This is a genomic window from Fibrobacter sp. UWB12, assembly GCF_900142485.1.
GTDB lineage: Bacteria > Fibrobacterota > Fibrobacteria > Fibrobacterales > Fibrobacteraceae > Fibrobacter.
This window is the reverse complement of record NZ_FRAZ01000013.1, coordinates 1-17,135: the sequence shown is the minus strand read 5'-3', so window position 1 is coordinate 17,135 and position 17,135 is coordinate 1. Positions and strand designations below refer to the sequence as shown.

10 protein-coding genes and 1 pseudogene are annotated in these 17,135 nt (G+C 44.3%); 9 read left to right on the top strand and 2 right to left on the bottom strand.

From position 1 onward, the window contains the following. Positions 1-21 precede the first annotated feature (21 nt). Genes BUA34_RS14880 through BUA34_RS14860 form a run of 5 tightly spaced genes read left to right on the top strand, consistent with a single transcriptional unit; the run spans position 22 to position 9,286 of the window. On the top strand, positions 22-1,467 hold the full coding sequence (locus BUA34_RS14880; protein WP_254794515.1) for a hypothetical protein: 1,446 nt from the start codon (positions 22-24) through the stop codon (positions 1,465-1,467). A gap of 12 nt (positions 1,468-1,479) precedes the next feature. Beyond that, the gene (locus tag BUA34_RS14875; RefSeq protein ID WP_254794514.1) at positions 1,480-3,150 is read left to right on the top strand and encodes a hypothetical protein; all 1,671 of its coding nucleotides are present in this window, start codon (positions 1,480-1,482) and stop codon (positions 3,148-3,150) included. Positions 3,151-3,161: 11 nt separating this feature from the next. Beyond that, on the top strand, positions 3,162-5,921 hold the full coding sequence (locus BUA34_RS14870) for a hypothetical protein (protein WP_139255962.1): 2,760 nt from the start codon (positions 3,162-3,164) through the stop codon (positions 5,919-5,921). A 1-nt stretch (position 5,922) separates the two neighbouring features. After that, a complete protein-coding gene (locus BUA34_RS15970; RefSeq protein ID WP_072830959.1) occupies positions 5,923-8,682 on the top strand; it encodes a hypothetical protein in 2,760 nt (919 codons plus the stop codon). Positions 8,683-8,695: 13 nt separating this feature from the next. Then, positions 8,696-9,286: a nitroreductase gene (locus BUA34_RS14860; RefSeq protein ID WP_072830957.1), complete on the top strand. Its 591-nt coding sequence runs from the start codon at positions 8,696-8,698 to the stop codon at positions 9,284-9,286. Positions 9,287-9,328: 42 nt separating this feature from the next. Here BUA34_RS14860 and BUA34_RS14855 read toward each other — a convergent pair whose 3' ends face one another. Then, on the bottom strand, positions 9,329-11,479 hold the full coding sequence (locus tag BUA34_RS14855) for an FISUMP domain-containing protein (protein WP_072830955.1): 2,151 nt from the start codon (positions 11,477-11,479) through the stop codon (positions 9,329-9,331). 8 nt (positions 11,480-11,487) lie between these two features. Continuing rightward, positions 11,488-12,312: a TIGR02147 family protein gene (locus BUA34_RS14850; protein WP_072830953.1), complete on the bottom strand. Its 825-nt coding sequence runs from the start codon at positions 12,310-12,312 to the stop codon at positions 11,488-11,490. Positions 12,313-12,667: 355 nt separating this feature from the next. On the opposite strand from BUA34_RS14850, the gene folE reads away from it, so the two are divergent. The 4 genes and pseudogenes from folE (at position 12,668) to tnpA (ending at position 17,001) form a co-directional block, all read left to right on the top strand. Continuing rightward, complete coding sequence (gene folE, locus BUA34_RS14845; protein ID WP_072831026.1) at positions 12,668-13,237, top strand: GTP cyclohydrolase I FolE; 570 nt, start codon at positions 12,668-12,670, stop codon at positions 13,235-13,237. Between the two features lie 254 nt (positions 13,238-13,491). Then, positions 13,492-14,784, top strand: coding sequence for an alpha/beta hydrolase family protein (locus tag BUA34_RS14840; RefSeq protein ID WP_072830951.1), 1,293 nt, complete (start codon positions 13,492-13,494; stop codon positions 14,782-14,784). A gap of 261 nt (positions 14,785-15,045) precedes the next feature. Continuing rightward, positions 15,046-16,281 (top strand): poly(ethylene terephthalate) hydrolase family protein, encoded by a 1,236-nt coding sequence (locus BUA34_RS14835; protein ID WP_072830949.1) that lies wholly within the window; start codon positions 15,046-15,048, stop codon positions 16,279-16,281. Positions 16,282-16,481: 200 nt separating this feature from the next. After that, positions 16,482-17,001, top strand: a pseudogene (tnpA, locus tag BUA34_RS14830) (IS200/IS605 family transposase). Positions 17,002-17,135 lie beyond the last annotated feature (134 nt).

Below are 17,135 nucleotides of genomic sequence, written 5' to 3'. Positions count from 1 at the left end.
ATTTACAGAAAATAGGGAGAAATGAAAATGAAAAAAGCGGCTTTTGCGCTGCTGTTGGCTCTTTTGGGCTTGATGGCCTGTTCTAGCATCGATGGCACTGATGATGTCCTCGCTCGCTACGATAAGGACGGGTATCGATATTCACCTACGTATATGCGCGGGACGGTCCATTATCTGAAGAACATGAAACCGGAATATGTCAAGGTCATGCGTCTTGACGAAAAGCTTTATCCTGTAGATTCTATTGAAGCGCCTGTTGAAAAGAATTATGACGGGGAGTATACCTTTAAGGTGGACGATCGTGATTATGAATTTCCGTTTGTAAAGATTGTGCCGGTGTTCCCGCTAGATAAAAATGAAAAGATGGAATTTGCTCAGTATGTGCGCTTGAGAGAATCTAATATTGAAATCAGGCTGAATCTCCCTGAAGCGGTGATGTCTGGGCGTATTGAAACGTTGGTGCGGGAAAAGGGACTTGAATTTGACTCGGCAATGACTCAGGCGATAAAAGAAATGCAGTTCGCCTATAATCTCGTATCGAATGTTGGCACCAATTATAGCACTGTATGGAATGACGTTTTTGATAAACGCTTAGATGTCTACGAATATATGAGAAGCGAGGCTAACTTGAATGGCCTGCTGATGTACATCTATTGCCGTCACGAAGTTTCGGATAGCGTTTTTTATAGCACGTTCAAGGAGTATCGTGAAGGTTTTGCTAAGAATGGTGTTGCGGATTCCGCTTTGATGGCGAAATCGGCCGATGCTTGGCTTTCTACATTTGTTGTTTATGATGATGATAATGGAAAAACTCAGTATAGGAGTTTTTCGAGAGATTCTGTCGTGAACGTGGGCGCTTTCGATGAGAACTTTTTTAAGCATACGTATGGAGTTTCTTTTAAGTTAACTAGAACTAGATCGTACGAGAACGAATTTTTTGAACTGGATAATAAATACAGCTCATTGAAAGGACGTACATTTATTTATGATGAGGGGCTTAACTATTGGCGTTTGCAGACATTGCTAGATGATTCGATTGGAGTGTGCCTGTATTCGAAGGATTCTATTGCTGTGAGCAATGGTATTTATTACCGCTGCAGGTATGGCTCCGCGGTATGGAATGTAGAGTCTAATCGCGATACGATTTTGAACAAGATGTATGGATATTGTAAAGGGCACTCTATATCTAGTGGCGAATCGGGCTATTTGAGTGATTCCCTGTTTGTCTGTGAATGTGATAGTTCAAATATTTGTGACTGGACAGATAAGTACATCGATAGTATGTTCAAGAAAGGCGATAAGCTGTATGCATCTGCATTGAATGCGAAGGCAGTCAAGCTTTTTGGTCGGTGCTCGAAAGAATTGAATGGTGAGGTGAGACAGATCGATAGCGTATCTGTGAGTTGCTCATTTTATTACGACGCTTACCGAAGCTCGTGGAAACTGGTGGAAAGTGACGAGGAGTAATTGGCGATGAGAATGAGTGCAATCTGGCTTTTGTTTGCTTTGTTGAGTCTGGTGGCATGTTCCGAAAGTGAGGAACATGTCGTGGCAAGGTATGACGATGTCGGATTCCGGTATTCTCCTACGGAGTTGCAAGGCTTTATCGAATACGCTCCTCCCTTGGTTCCAGAATCTGTGAAGATTATCCGTGTCGATAGCATGTTGAATTCGCTGGATTCCATCAATGTAGTTCTGGATTCGACCATTAAGAATGCGTTTGTCTTTAAAGTTTACGAACGCGATTATGAAAATCCTTACGTGAAGCTTGTGGCGGTCTTTTCGGACGGAAAAAAGAAGGTGGAGTTTCCGCAGTACGTTTCTTTGCGGGAATCCAATAACGATTTGAAATTGAATTTGAATGCATCGCTTGCTGCGGGCCGCATTGAAACGCTAGTCCGGGAAGAAGGCTATAGTTTTTTGAAAGCCGAAGAAAAGGCGTATTCCGAGATGACGGATATTTTCAGGGCTGATTTTAATGCATGGAATACATACCGGTTTAATGGTGTAAATTACACTAACCGCTGGGAATTGTATGAACCGTACCTCTACTGCCGTCATGAAATTTCGGATCGATTTTTTTATGACGATTACAAGGAAATGAGTGAATATTTTGCCAAAACGGGGAAAATCGATTCTTCGTTGATTGTCCGTGCGGCGGATGCGTGGCTCACTACATTTGCACCAGGAAAGGATAAAAACGGAAGGCCTACTTACAAGAATTTTTCGAGAGATACGTTGTTTGTCAACTACGTTAATTATAGCCGCGTTTTTGAGCGTATGTATGGAATAACCATGCCATCATGTGATAGCTATAATCGCCAAACAGTGATAGAAAAAGAAGAAAGTGAGTTTTATGGTCGCAAGTTTGTTTGCCCTTGCGAAAATGATGGCTGGATGTCCACATGTTATTATCGTCTGTTGGATCCTATTGAAGATTCGCTTGGCTTGTGCTTGATGCAGACTTCTACCGTTGCTGAATATGATGACTCGTATTACGTGTGCAAGGAAAAGGACAATGTATGGAGGGCGGAAAGCGAAATCGATACGTTGTTGAAATATAAGTTCGGGGAGTGTGGTAATTCGGCGACGAAAAATCAGTTTTTTTACTTGAATGATTCGCTGTTCTTTTGTGAATGTAATGGTGATAAGTGCTCTTGGACAGATAAGTATGTGAATAAGGATATTAACGAAAAGGACTCTCTGTACGCTACTGTTCTGAATGCGAGGGCTTTGCAAAAGTTTGGAAAGTGCCAAATTAATAATACTTATTCGGGCGATAAATATCCGCTTGACAGTGTCTTTGTCCAATGCCAATTTGATAAATGGGGGAGGATTGATTCTCTGACGTATTATCTGGGTGGCTGTGAGAGGAGTAAAGCGCAACATCTAGATGCTTATTATTCGTGTGAAGGGAGCCGGTATGATGAACATTACTTGGCGTGGCAGAATATATGGAAGGAAATTTCGGCTCCGGAATATTATGGCGATGAATGTTTCGTTTCGCATTTTGGCGAAGTCGTAGAACATGATGGTAATTCTTTTATTTGTGAATCGACAGATGAATGTAAAAATGAAGAGGGAATTGCTGTACCTGAAAGGCAACGCGCTCTTGGTTGCAATTTCTTTTGGCAAAAGCAAGATAAATAATTTTGGAGGAAATGATGAGTTTTAAAAGTGCAGTTTTGACAATGTTTGCGGCGTTATATTTTGCCGCATGTTCCGATAACGATGAGGGTGTTGTCATTGCCCGAATTGATGAAAGCGGGTATCAGTATTCACCTATGTCATTGAGTGTGGTAGTAGAGTATTTGCCGACGATGAAACCTTCGGCCGTCCGTATTGAGGTTGTCGATGACCAGCTGAATGCAGTAGATACAATTGAGCTGTCCAAAGATACATCGGCTTGGATGGGAAAATATTTTTCCATGAAATCTCAGGATATTAAATATCCGTATTTGAAAATCATAACGGAGTTCCCGTATGAAAAAAATTCCAAGGTGGAATTTACGCAGTACAATCGCCTGAGTTCTGAAACTCGCTCTACCATTAGCCAGAATATTTACATGGCACTTGCATCTTCGCGTATCGAGCATTTTGTAAAGAAGGAAAATTACAGCTTTGCAGATGCCGAGGATACGGTAATGGAAGAAATGTCGAAAAGATTTGGCCTCAATGCAAATCGATTCATGACGTATGAATTCCCTTCTTCCGACATTAGACTTAATGATCTGCTTTTGTACGTGATGTGCAGACATGAAATTTCGGATAGCTTGTTCGTTAGTGATTTTAAGAAGTTGCGTGAATACTATGCCGAGAAAAGCTTTGTCGATACAGCGATGGCCATTGCTGCAGCCGATGCCTGGCTTTCTACGTTTGAAAATATCCCTAACGAACGTACGCACATATCTGAGTTTGAAAGCGTTTCGAGGGATACTAGCGTGAAGTTGAGATATATGGAGAAGGATTTTTTCAGTCAGATTTACGAAATAAAATTCACGACGAAAGATTCTGTGATGATTGATAAAAAGTCTAGTGCTTATTATGGAAAATACTTTTATTATGACAATGAAGAAAATGATCGTTATAGTTCTAAATGGCGATTTAAAAATCCCATTGAAGATACCCTTGGATTGTGCCTGCTTAAGACAAAGTCTCTTGTCACGTATAAGGGCAATGAATATCTATGCGACAAAGGCTCAAATATCTGGAGAAAGAATGTATCTCATGATGAACTGCTAGATAGCTATTATGAAGTTTGCGAAAAATCAAATAATGGCGATGCTGTTTATACCAGGGATTCTTTGTTTATTTGCGAGTGCGATAAATCGGGCAATTGCGCTTGGAGCGATAAGTATGCCGGCAAGGAAGTTCCACGAAAGGATTCTACGGCTTTTGCAAAATATATCGAAGCGAAAGCGGTCGAGCAATTCGGAAGATGCTATACGAATGGTTATGGCGCTACGAAAAAGCTAGATGATTTGTATATACAGTGCATTTCGTCCAAATGGCTTGAGGTGGATTCGTTGACATACCATATTGGCCATTGCGCAAAGGATCGTGTGAAAGGTGAATACAATGGAACTTATTATGGGTGCCGTGTTTTCACTGATTACGATGCTAGCGATACCGTATGGGCCGAAATTCCGTGGCCAGTCTATGCGGGCGAACAGTGCTCTGTTGCTGGAGATTTAAAAAAGGTAACAACAGATAGTACAAATTATTTTATTTGCGAAAAGAGTAGCGAGGGAAATGACGTTTCCGATGTTGTCTACAAATGGCGTAAGCTTGATAGTGCAGAAGCGATTCCTCCCGTAATAAATATGGATACATGCGGCGTGAATCAGTACAATATGAAAAAAGCCTATGACGGTGAATTTTATATGTGCTTTATAGGTGGTTGGTCTCATGTAAAAAAAGAATCTTTATTGCCCATTGAACAAGCAGGATTCCTTTGTTCGATAAAGGATTATGGGCTTGTAAAGGGCTATCAAGGGGCGTATTATATTTGCAATACATCTAATCAATGGATTGAATTGAACGCTAGCTCTGCGGCGCCTTATAAATATAAAGATAGCCTCGGTACTTGCGATACGATTTCTCACAAGACTATTGTTTGGAATGAAGAGGCTGGAGCATTTTATAGCTGCCAAACGGTAGATAAAAAGTACACTTGGAGTACGGCCCCAATGTCTGCATCGCCCAACGATTCTATTCCAAGTTATTTGGACAAAAGAAAGTTTGCAGGAGGCGTTGTTGATGGCGATAGCGTTTACACGGTGACTGTTGACGGTAATAAATATACGTTCCGTAGGTACAATTCCAATATTTATAAATGGGTGTTGGATAATGTCGAAATTTCTGGAACTGTGTATGATGCAAGTTTTTATAAAGATAATTTGTTTATACGTGGTAAGCGCGGCGCCGAAAATGTCCAATTGAATTTGATAGAAAATAAGAGTGCTAGTTTTGATGCTTTTTACGAAGACTGGAAAACTCGCGCAACGGGTTATAGCGAATGCAGCACGCAAAAGGCCGAGGTCAAAGATGCGTCTGTCTTGGCTTATCACTTTAATGATAATTCCTACATGGACTTTGCGCACGCAAGCCAGTTCTGCCCCAAGGGATTCCGTCTTTTGAAGGCCGAGGAATTTACGAACTCCATAATTGATATTACGTATTCTGCATTGGGCTCGCAGTCTGTGTGGACTTATGAAATGGATAGTGGAGAAAATTGTTCAGGTGGTAATTTGGTTTCTAATTTCTTCTGGACGAGTGATGAAACTGATTCTGAAACGCAAAAATGCTATGAAGATGATCGGATCAATACCCCAGCCGGATCTAAATCGAAAAAGAGTATTGTAGATTGCCCTAAGGATTTGTACCCCATGGTGCAAGCGCTTTGCATCAAGGAAAGGTAAAATGTATTTCCGAAAGATGCTTGCGTTATTGCTTGTTTTGTTGAGCTTGTTTGCAATTTCATGCTCCGATGGCGATGAAGGTGTTGTTCTTTCCCGATACGATGACAATGGATTCCAATATTCTCCCACGGGATTGCAGGGCTTGGTTGAATATGCGCTCCCGTTGGTGCCTGAATTTGTAAGGGTTGAACGCCTAGATGACTCTTTCCGTTCGATGGATTCGATTGAGGTCGAAATAAATCCTAATATCAAGACAGCTTTTGCTTTTAGGGCTTTCGAACGCGATTACAAAAATCCGTATGTTAAAATTGTGGCTGTTTTTTTGAACGGAAATGAAAAAGTTGAATTTCCGCAATATGTTCGATTAACAGAAAATAACGGCAATTTGAAATTGAATCTTAACGAGGCGTTGGCTGCAGGGCGTATTGATTACTTGATGCAAAAAGAAAATCTTGATTTTGCCGTTGCCGAAGAAAAGGCGTATTCGGAAATGACACAATTGTTTGGCCTGGATTTTAACGCGCTCCATGCGAACCGGTATAACGGTGTGCATTATGCAAATAAATGGGAAATGTATAAACCGTATCTTTATTGCCGACACGAGATTTCAGATAGCCTTTTTTATAGCGATTACAAGGAACTGTACGATAGCTTTAGCAAGACGGGCCGTATCGATTCTTCGATGATTGTTCGTGCAGCCGATGCGTGGCTTGCTACTTTTGAAAATACAATCGGTGAGAATGGTAAGCCTACGTTTAAGAGTTCTTCGAGGAATACCTTTTGGAACGAGTATAAATATTGGCATAATTTTATTCAAAATAGTTACGGAATAAAATTCTCGATGTGCGATACTTGCCAAGCGATAATTGAAAAAAAGAGTAGCGACTTTTATGGTCGTAGATTTGTATGTGAATTTGAAAAATGGGGCGGGTCTAATTCCTATATCCGTTTGGCGACTCTTTTCGAAGATTCTATCGGAGCATGTTTGCTGTCGAAGACGGCTCTTGTCGAACATAACGGTTTAAATTATTTATGCAAGAAAGATGAAAATGTATGGAAAATCGAAAATAACCGCGATACTTTGCTGACGTACAAGTTTGGAACATGCGGTAGTTACGCTACCAAGAATCATGCCTTTTATATGCACGATTCGCTTTTCTATTGTGAATGTCTCGATGAGAAAAATTGCGCTTGGACCGATAAATATGTGAAAACTGATTTTAACGAAAAAGATTCTTTGTATGCAGAAGTATTGCATGCGAAAGCACTTGATCAATTTGGGGAATGTAAGGACGATGGGAATAAAAAACAGCTAGATAGTGTTTTTGTGCATTGCTCTTTTGGAAGATGGGTGCAACTAGATTCCTTGATATATTATTTGGGCGGATGCACGAAAACTAATCAGGTGGGCAAACATCTTGGGGTCTACTATTCATGTAAAGATTATTGGGCGGGTTCTGATTCGCCTGTATGGCGAGAAGTTTATCCGCCTGTGTATTTTAACGATACTTGCGATTCTAGGTTCCAAAATCATGTTGTAAAATATGATAGTACATATTTTATTTGCGAAGCGGAATATTGCATTGAAGAAGATGGCTTTGTGAAATTCGGTTGCTGGGGTATCGGTCATTGGCGTAAAATAAAAGATGACGAAATGATTCCGCCGATGATTGATAATATCCCTTGTGAAAGGGACCGGATTAATTTGAGAATTGGCTATGGAGATGATTTCTTTATATGTAGGGATGGACGTTGGTATCCTGTAGTTGCTGATTCTGTAATGCCTCCTGAAAAAGATGGCCTGTTCTGTACAGATAGTTTGTGTGGACTTGTGAAGCGTTATGGCGGAACTTATTATATGTGCGATTCTGTAAGGTCGTGGCGTGAAATGCCTGCGTTAGAAGCAGAACCTTATGCATTCCGTGATAGCTTGGGCAAATGCAATTCGAATTTGCAAAAGACGATTTATTGGAGTGAAAAAGCGGATGCATTTTTTGGCTGTACAAAAATCGATAGCGTTTTGGATTGGCGAGAAATTCGCTTGGGAAAAGAACCTTACACAATGCCGGAGTCCTTTAAAAAAGAAAAATTCAAGGGCGGAATGTTTACGGATGATTCGGTGTATTCTGTAACGGTCGATAACAATCTTTACCGTTTTATCCTTTCAAAAAATACGATGTTCCTTTCCCATGTAGATTTGGCAAGCGGTGGGTATGATGCGTATTTCTACAATAAGAATTTATTCTTGCATCGGGAACGTTCAAAAGAAAGATTGTCGTTAGATTCTTTGGATAATAAAAGTGAAAGTTTTGAGACTTTTTATGAAACGTGGAAAGTCGATGTCAAGAAATATAGCGAGTGTAATCGACATTCCGCAAATGTTGAAACGGTGTCCTTGTTGGACTTTGATGAAACTGCCTATATGGATTGGGCAAGTGCAATGTCGTTTTGTCCCGAGGGTTTCCATATTCCTTCGATAGAAGAATTTAAGCAAGAAGATTATATTTCGTATTTGACGACTGATTTGATGCTTCGGAACGATTCTCCTGTTTTGTGGTATTTTAAATTGTATATGAGCGGATGTTACGAAAACAATAACGTATATTTTGACATCTTTTGGTCTGCAACTGAGAAGAATTCTAAAACGCAGGAATGTTTTGAAATTGCATGGCGTGACCGCGGTGAATTAGGTCGTCGCGTTGTAGATTGCCCGAAGGATTTGTACCCGATGGTGCAAACACTTTGTGTCAAGGATAAATAAATTTGGAGATTATATGAATACACTCGAAGCTATCAAGACTCGTCGTAGCACGCGCAAGTTCAAGGCGCAGCCTGTTGAACTCGAAAAATTGCAAGCCATTGCCGAAGCGGGCCGTTTTGGACCTACCGGCGGAAACTGCCAGACCAATCACTTCTTTGTGATTTCGGATGCGACGGTGATTGCAAAACTCAAGGAACTGGTGCAGTCTGCTTTTGCTGCGATGGAACTCCGCGAAGACCTTTACAAGAGCCTCAAGAATTCCATCACGCTTTCGCGCAAGGGCAATTATTCGTTCTGCTACAATGCGCCGGTGCTGATTGTTGTTGCATGCCAGAAAGAATATGGCAACAACATGGCCGATGTCGCCTGCGCTGTCGAAAACATGATGCTTGCCGCCAATGAGCTCGACCTTGGCAGTTGCTACATCAATCAGCTCAAGTGGCTGAATGAAGACCCGACGCTTTTGGAATACCTGCGCGGTCTTGGTCTTAAGGAAGATGAACGCGTTTACGCTTCTGTGGCGATTGGCTATGCCGATACGGAATCGGGACTTCCGAACCGCGCGGAAACGCCCCGCACAGGCAACGAAGTCGTGTTTGTTTAATACAGGTAATCCCGCGGTTAAAAAATCGCGGGATTTATTTTTTTATTCCTTGACGCAGCGGACGGGAGCCTTGATGTTGTTTATGTCACTGGAGAATTTGCGAGACTTTATTTCGTAGGTTGTTATTTCCGCTACCGTTATGTCTTTCCATCCGGTATCCTGGATCCAGAAGTACTGATAGTCGCTATTCACATAGACTTCTCTATTAAATAGGCCGGTCTTGGTGAAACTCAGTCCATATTTATCCAATCCATCATAGCCAAGGCCCAAGCTATTCATCTGCGAGAACAATGCATTGAACAACTTTCGCGTCGAGGACACACTAACTTCTTCTGAGTCGTCAGGAGTACTTAGAAGTGCAACTTCGTTATCTGTCGGGAATCTCCATCCCTCCGGGCAGGCTTGTTCCGCAGCATTTATGGTATAGTAGTAACCTGAATTTTTGCAATTGTCACTTTTGCAGTATTTTTTGTCAACTTCAAAGGTTTCTGGAGTTCCTTGATACTTGAGATTTTCGGCCATCCATGTTGTTCCTCGGTAGCCAATGGTACGATAGGTGCGACCATCTCTCGGATCTGAAAACGAGCCGTATTCAATGTTGGGATTGAAATAAAGTTCGTATGGAATTTCCCAGGATTCGTCTTTGCTTGAATACCACTTTCCGTCTTTGCAGGCATAATTCGTCTTGTATTTTTTGTCCTTTTCATTGGCCGTAGAGTACCTTGCGCCATTTTCGCAAGTGATTTCGTCAAATTGATGCCATTTGCCTTCATGGCACACATAATACATAGATTGGAGTTCTTGGCTTTCGAAATGTTTGCCCTCTTCGTCGCATGGGATCTTGTAGGTTTCCCTTTCCAAGCGGGTGGCTAATCCCCAAATGCCGTCCCTACAAATATGGAATGAATCCGGAGCCACGACGCTTTTTATCATTTCCCCATTTTTTTCACAGGGAACGTCCGCGACTTCGGCTTCAAAAGGAGTCGCCTTGTCCCATGTATTTAGGGTATATTCTCGATTCCAGAGATATTCCCCGGTCCAGACGGTATCCCTACAAATATAAACCCCTCCAGGATTCAGTTTGCTCTTGAACAATGCTCCTACTGTATCGCACGGGATTTGCTTCATTTCGATCTTGACGGTCGTTGTTGAATCCCATCCACTATCGGCTGTGCAAATATAGGAGCGATCGGGGTTCTTGCGGCTCACGATGAACTTGCCGTCGGCGTCGCAAGGGTTTCCCGACGTTTCGACATCCAGTGGAGAGGCTATTTCCCAATTGGTATAGGTATCGTCATTTATGGTATAGGCGTAATACCTGCTACTTTTGCATACTAATGAACTGTCTTTGTTGAACATCCCGACCATCGCATCGCTGCAGTACGGCATTCCGGAGCACTTGCGCCAGATGTTCTTGATGATGGCTTCCGGGTCCAAAATCTCGTGTTCATCGTATACGCATCCTATGGGCATGAAATTAAAGGCAACTTGGTCAAATTTATCGTAAGGCTTATTACTGAAGCAGTAATTTTTCGGTTCAAGCTTGCCGTCGGCAAAATCGTCAACCAAATACGCTTTCAATTGATTGCTGCCACTTCCGTAAAGGTAGAACAAGGTATATTCCATATAATATACCGGCATTTGACGATCGGCAAGCAGGGAGTCTAGACCGAGTTCTTGCAACAGTTCTTCTGCCGCCTGTATCCAAGCGGAATCGTGTGCTGCTCCTTGTTTTTCAAGAACCTCGAGACGTTTTTCGACAAAGGCGCTCAGGACTCCATGTTCCTCATCTTTCATCATAATGGCTGCGTACGAGGGCTCCTTGGCGGATCCCGCTTTTATCTTTGCTGCTTTCGCAGTGGGCATTGTTTCCAGTGGGTCTGTGTAGATTTTGGGTGCTATTCCGCATCCGTTATGTTCCGGAAAGTGTATTCCGACTTTGTATGAACTCGATGACTCTACTTTCACCGAGGAACTGCTTTCCTCCACGACAGAACTTGAGGATTTGATTTCCAAAAGTGAACTAGACGAATTTTCTGAACTGGACGAACTTTCATTAATCGCAATGGCGGGTTCGTCTACCCAGACGCCGGCATCCTGCGGGTTCTCGGTTTCGGAGCAGGCGCCGAAAAATGCGACGGCAAGGAATGATGCGGCAATTGGTAGGCTACTCAAAGTTTTCAGCATATTCATACATTCCTCTAGGTTTCATCGACTTTTTTCGTCAGGGGGAAAAGTTGCAGATTCAGGCGGTAGACCTGGTTAATTTTTTTGCATTCGCCGGCGATGGCGGCCACCTTGCGGCGGCACTCGTCCACCTCGCGCACGATACGGCGGTAGGTAATTTCGTCGACGCCCATGGTGAGGCCCGAGACGCTTCGTTCGTCAACTTCTGTGTTGTCCAGCGACAGAAAGCCGAGACGGCCCATTTCGCGGTTCATGGAGCGTACCGTCAGGGGCAAGGCGTCCTTCGAAATCTTCACCATTTTCGAAGTCTGCTCGTAGGAATTCTCGCCCGTCTTTTTTAGAAGTCCTGTCTTTACCAAGAACTGGAGTGTATCGCGGACATCGAGCGCCGTGACCTCGGAATTGATTTTTGCGGCCATTTCGCTTGGAAGTGCGCCGGGCATCAGCGGGGCAAGTTCCCGCACGATCGGGCACACCGGATGTTCACAGAAGCGGAAACCGTCCGCATTCAGGACGTGCATCTTGTTCTCCTTGGCCGACTGCAGGATTTTTGCAAGCACGGTCTTCTTCTCGGCATCGCTTTTCACATGGCCCAATTGCACTAGGTTTTCAAAGAAGGTTCGTTCGAATCCCTCGAGACCCATAGCCTTCGCGACTTTTTGAATGCCGGGCTTGCTCAAGTTTGTCTTTCCGTCGCACACCAGTTTCAAGTACGTGGGCGAGACGAATCCGGCTAGCTTGGCGAATTCCCTCCACGAAAACGCGGATGACTTCTTCCGCTCCTCGTAGAAATCGCGCATGTAGCAACGATAATCCAAATAATTAAGAATGGGCTTCATGTTCACTTTCCTTTCGTTTTCAGTTGGCACCAATGCGCCCCGACATCTATAAATTTAATTTCGCGACATTTCTGAAGACAATAAAAAAATATTACAAAGTCTCGAATTTTTGAGCAAAAACATCAATTTTTTTAATTTTTTAAAGCGAAATTTTAATAATGATACGTTCGTGTATCATTAAATAGCGTATCATATAGTCTAACAATCAAAACGCGAAAGACTTTGCAAACGTTCTTATTACTTTGTAAAAAAGTGATATTTACTCGCTGGCGCAATTGCTGGATTTAAAAGCCGTGATGCAATTTCAACCCGGTTGCGGTTGCCCGACACTGGATATTTTTTTATAATTGCTCGCATGATGGATTTCAAGAAAATGGAAGACGGCTTCCGGATGATTCTGGAAGGCATGGGCGAAGACCCGAACCGTGAAGGCCTTATCGATACGCCAAAGCGTGTTGCGAAGATGTACGCCGAACTCATGACGAGCCTTACGGGCGAAATGAAGGCCGAGGACATCCTCAAGACGCGTTTCCACGAAAAGTACGATGAAATGATTATCGTGCCGGATATCGAGTTTGCGAGCATGTGCGAACACCATTTTCTGCCGTTTACGGGTAAGGCTCACGTGGCCTATATCCCGGGTGATTGTGTGGTCGGTCTTTCGAAAATCCCGCGTGTGGTGGAATTTTACGCACGTTTCCCGCAGATCCAGGAACGCATGACGCGCCAGATTGCAGAACTCATCCAGAAGGTTTTGCAGCCGAAGGGTGTTGCCGTGGTTCTCGAAGCTAGCCACATGTGCATGACGATGCGCGGTGTGAAAAAGCCGGGTGCAACCATGGTGACCACTCAGCTTTTGGGCCGTTTCAAGACTGACGAAAAGACCCGCGCGGAATTCATGTCGCGCATTTACGCTCCTAGATAGTCTAGATTGCCTTTTGAGCCCTGTCCCGGTTAAAAACCATGTGCATTTTGGGGCTGAAATTCTGTTTTATGCAATTTTGCCGGAAATTTTTGTTCCGGCTTTTCTTTGTTTTAGGGGTGTTATGGATTTTTTGTCAATAAAAGGAATTTTACATAAGTATTTACTCCTTCCGTTTTGATTTAGTTTAAAAATAGCCTCCTCAAAGGCTAATGGATGGGTTGTAGGTTTTGCCAAAAACACGAGGAGTACAAAGAATGAAATCAAAAATCTTAAAAACAGTGGTGTTGGCCAGCTCATTGGTCTTCTTCAATTGCGGAGACGAGGCTGTCACTTCTGCAATTAACAATTATGCAGCTGGATTCTCTTCCAGTTCCGCAGGCGAAGTCCAGCCGGGCGTTGAGGGCTCTTCTAGCTCTGTGGAACAGGCTGGTCAGCAGCAGGGGCAGAATGGAGCTGCCGAAGTTTCGTCCAGTTCGACGGCTGAGAATGCTGTATTCAGTTCTAGCAGCGATGAAAGCTGCTTGGCTTCTAGCTTGCCTGACGCTTGTGGCCCGGGCACGAATCCGCTTCCGACATCTAGCAGCGATGCTGTGCCTGCTTCTAGCGCCGGCGCCCAAAGTGCAACTTCTAGCGCTGATGTGCAAAAACCGGCCTCTAGCTCCAGCGTAGCTGAAAAACCGGCAAGCTCTTCGAGCGAAAAGAAAGTGGAGTCTTCTTCCAGCGAAAAGAAGGTGGAGTCTAGCTCCAGTGCCGAAGCCCCGAAGGGCATTTTCCTTGCTAGTGGCAAGGAAGAAGAAAAGGACCAGATGCAGGTGGAATACAAGACCCGCACCGGCTGGGATGGCGGTGGAATCCTCTCGTATCCGAAGCAACTTTCTTCGACTCAAAAGCACGGCGTCGTGGTTTGGGGACCGGGTGGCGGTACCGAACCGGGTGCTTATGAAGGCATGATCCGTCGCTTGGCTTCGCATGGCTTTGTTGTGATTGCACTCAAGGAATCTCCGGGTGATGCTTCCCAGGCCATAAAGGCTTTGGATTGGCTCGACAAGCAGAACAAGGATCAGAATAGCCCGCTGTTTGGCAAGCTCGACATGAATACGGTCGGTTGCTCCGGTCACTCCATGGGTGGTCTTGAATCTGAACAGGCTGTTATCAAGGATAAGCGCGTCTTGACAGCGTTCCTCAACAACAGTGGTGACTGGAATGGTGCAGGTGCCAACAAGGTCGCAACGGACAGAACGATTGCAATCCTCTTCGGTGAAGTCGGTATGGAAAAGGACAACGCCAAGAACGATTACAACAACGCTGGCGTGAAGGCTCCGGCTTGCCTCATCGAAATGACGGGTGGTCCGCGTAACTCCGAAGGCGGTTACGGTCATGGTTCCGGTTCTTGGGACGGCATGGCTGCAACAGTTGCATGGATGCGTTGGCATCTCGGTGGCGAAACGGAACGCAAGGCTGATTTCGTCGGCAGCAGTGGCAAGTACATTGACGGTTCCATCATTGGTAAGCAGGGTAAATGGAAAACCCAGTGCAAGAACTTCTAATTAAGCAATAGATATTTCCACACTCCAACAACCAAAGGTCCCGACCCATGCGGTCGGGATTTTTTTGTGTTTATAACAAATTAATTTTTGTGATTTGCGAATTTGAAAAATTGTGGTTTCGAAAATCATGTTTTCGTAAATTGTGAATTTTGAATAAATTAATCATTTGGATTTTTTATCCATGAGACTTTCTCCAACCCTTGTAATATCAAGGATTTTTTAGGTAATTTCTAATCAGGTTATGGTAAATAGGAGAACAAAATGAAATCTAAACTCTTAAAGACAATGGTGTTGGCCAGCTCATTGGCCTTCATGAATTGCGGTGAAGACGCAGTCACCTCTGCGATGAATAACTATGGCAATTTTTCGTCTAGCTCTGTTCAAGAAGTTCAGCCGGGCGATGAATCGTCTAGTTCTACATCCGATGTTCAGGGCAGTGAATTAAACCAGCAAAGTGGTACTGAAATTTCCTCTGCAGCAGAATCTAGCAGCGCGACAGCCCAAAATCCGGCATCTTCCGCTGATGTTGTTGCAAGTTCCAGCTCTGTAGCGGATCCCGCATCTAGCGCAGATGTTGCACCGGCAAGTTCCTCTAGCGAAGCTAAGGTTGCAAGTTCCAGTTCCGAAAAGGCTCCTGCTGTTAGCTCTTCTAGCTCCGAAAAGAAGGTCGAATCTAGCTCGAGCGAAGAGGCGAAGCCGAAGGGCGTTTTCCTTGCCGAAGGTAAGGACGAAACGAAGGACCAGATGCGAGTCAAGTACATTGAACGCACCGGTCACGATGGTGGTGGAATCCTTGCTTATCCGGAACAGCTTTCTAACGACCAGAAGCACGCTATTGTCGTGTGGGGTCCGGGTGGCGGCACGGAACCGGGTGCATACGGTGGAATGATCCGTCGCCTTGCTTCTCATGGCTTCGTGGTGATTGCGCTCCGCGAATCTCCGGGTAACGCTTCGCAGGGTAAGCCCGCTCTCGATTGGCTTGCAAAGAAGAATAACGATCCGAATGATCCTTTGTACCAGAAACTTGACATGAATGTTGTTGGTTGTTCCGGACACTCTATGGGCGGACTCGAATCCGAACAAATGGTCATTCAAGACAAGCGCGTTATTACCGCTATGCTCAACAATAGCGGTGACCTTGGACATACTGCAATGTCTCAAGTTCCGCAGGGCAAAACAATCGGTATCGTGTATGGCGAAGGCGGTATGGAACGCCCGAACGCCGAAGCCGACTACAACAACCCCGGCGTCAAGGTTCCGGCATGCCTCATCAAGATGACGGGCGGCCAGGGCAATGAATGCCAGCAGGGTGAATGCGGCTGGGGTCATGGTTCCGGTCCGTGGGGCGGCATGGCTGCAACGGTTGCCTGGATGCGTTGGCACCTCGGTGGCGAAGACTTCCGCAAGGCTGATTTCGTAGGCACGAGCGGTCGCTACATCAATGGTGAAATCATTGGTGAACGTGGCCACTGGAAAGGCACCTGCAAGAACTTCTAACTATTCATTCTAAACACTCCAAACACCAAGCGCCTCGATCCTTGTGGTCGGGGCGTTTGTTGTATAAACGAAAACCACCAGCTAGGCTGGTGGTTCCATAGAGCCTTCTGGCGTTGCGTCCTTGAGAAAGCAAAAAACTCTTGGTTAGATTTGAAATGCGGACTGGCATCCTGCAAAACAAAAACAACCAAGAGGTTAAAATGCAAAATAGTAATAATCATAACATGTTGGCTCATACAACGTGGAATTGCAAGTATCATGTAGTTTTCGCTCCCAAATTTCGAAGAAAGGTCTTTTTTGGAGAGAAAAAGGTTGAGATCGGGAAAATCCTACGTACGCTATGCAACTGGAAAGGCATAAATATCGTGGAGGCGGAAATGTGTCCCGACCACGTCCATATGCTTCTTGAGATACCGCCCAAAGTTAGCGTATCGGGTTTTATCGGATACTTGAAAGGGAAAAGTAGTCTGATGCTGTACGAAAAGTTTCCCGCTCTACAGATCAAGTACAGAGGTCGGGAATTTTGGTGTCGAGGCTATTATGTCGACACGACTGGTAAAAATACTGCGAAAATAGCAGCGTATATTCAAAATCAGCTGAAGGAAGACAAGTACGGAGACCAACTGACAATGTTCGGGAAGGTCTAGCCCGTTTACGGGCTCGCCGGTAAGGACATCATGCAGGTGCCAATTCGTGCAACGCGACGTGACGCGTGGCTAGTATTCTAGGGCAGGGCCCGCATATGAAGAACCACCGGCTATGATGTGAACCCCGAAAGTTGGACATAACTTTCGGGGTTTTCATGTATAAAAAACACACTGAAGAAGAATGGGCTACAGCCTACAAGCTTCACA

What these genes read in the sequence shown, in the direction of transcription:
- BUA34_RS14880 (WP_254794515.1), top strand. Translation starts at nt 22, where the DNA reads ATGAAAATGAAAAAAGCGGCTTTTGCGCTGCTGTTGGCTCTTTTGGGC.
- BUA34_RS14875 (WP_254794514.1), top strand. Translation starts at nt 1,480, where the DNA reads ATGAGTGCAATCTGGCTTTTGTTTGCTTTGTTGAGTCTGGTGGCATGT.
- BUA34_RS14870 (WP_139255962.1), top strand. Translation starts at nt 3,162, where the DNA reads ATGATGAGTTTTAAAAGTGCAGTTTTGACAATGTTTGCGGCGTTATAT.
- BUA34_RS15970 (WP_072830959.1), top strand. Translation starts at nt 5,923, where the DNA reads ATGTATTTCCGAAAGATGCTTGCGTTATTGCTTGTTTTGTTGAGCTTG.
- BUA34_RS14860 (WP_072830957.1), top strand. Translation starts at nt 8,696, where the DNA reads ATGAATACACTCGAAGCTATCAAGACTCGTCGTAGCACGCGCAAGTTC.
- BUA34_RS14855 (WP_072830955.1), bottom strand. Translation starts at nt 11,479, where the DNA reads ATGAATATGCTGAAAACTTTGAGTAGCCTACCAATTGCCGCATCATTC.
- BUA34_RS14850 (WP_072830953.1), bottom strand. Translation starts at nt 12,312, where the DNA reads ATGAAGCCCATTCTTAATTATTTGGATTATCGTTGCTACATGCGCGAT.
- folE (WP_072831026.1), top strand. Translation starts at nt 12,668, where the DNA reads ATGATGGATTTCAAGAAAATGGAAGACGGCTTCCGGATGATTCTGGAA.
- BUA34_RS14840 (WP_072830951.1), top strand. Translation starts at nt 13,492, where the DNA reads ATGAAATCAAAAATCTTAAAAACAGTGGTGTTGGCCAGCTCATTGGTC.
- BUA34_RS14835 (WP_072830949.1), top strand. Translation starts at nt 15,046, where the DNA reads ATGAAATCTAAACTCTTAAAGACAATGGTGTTGGCCAGCTCATTGGCC.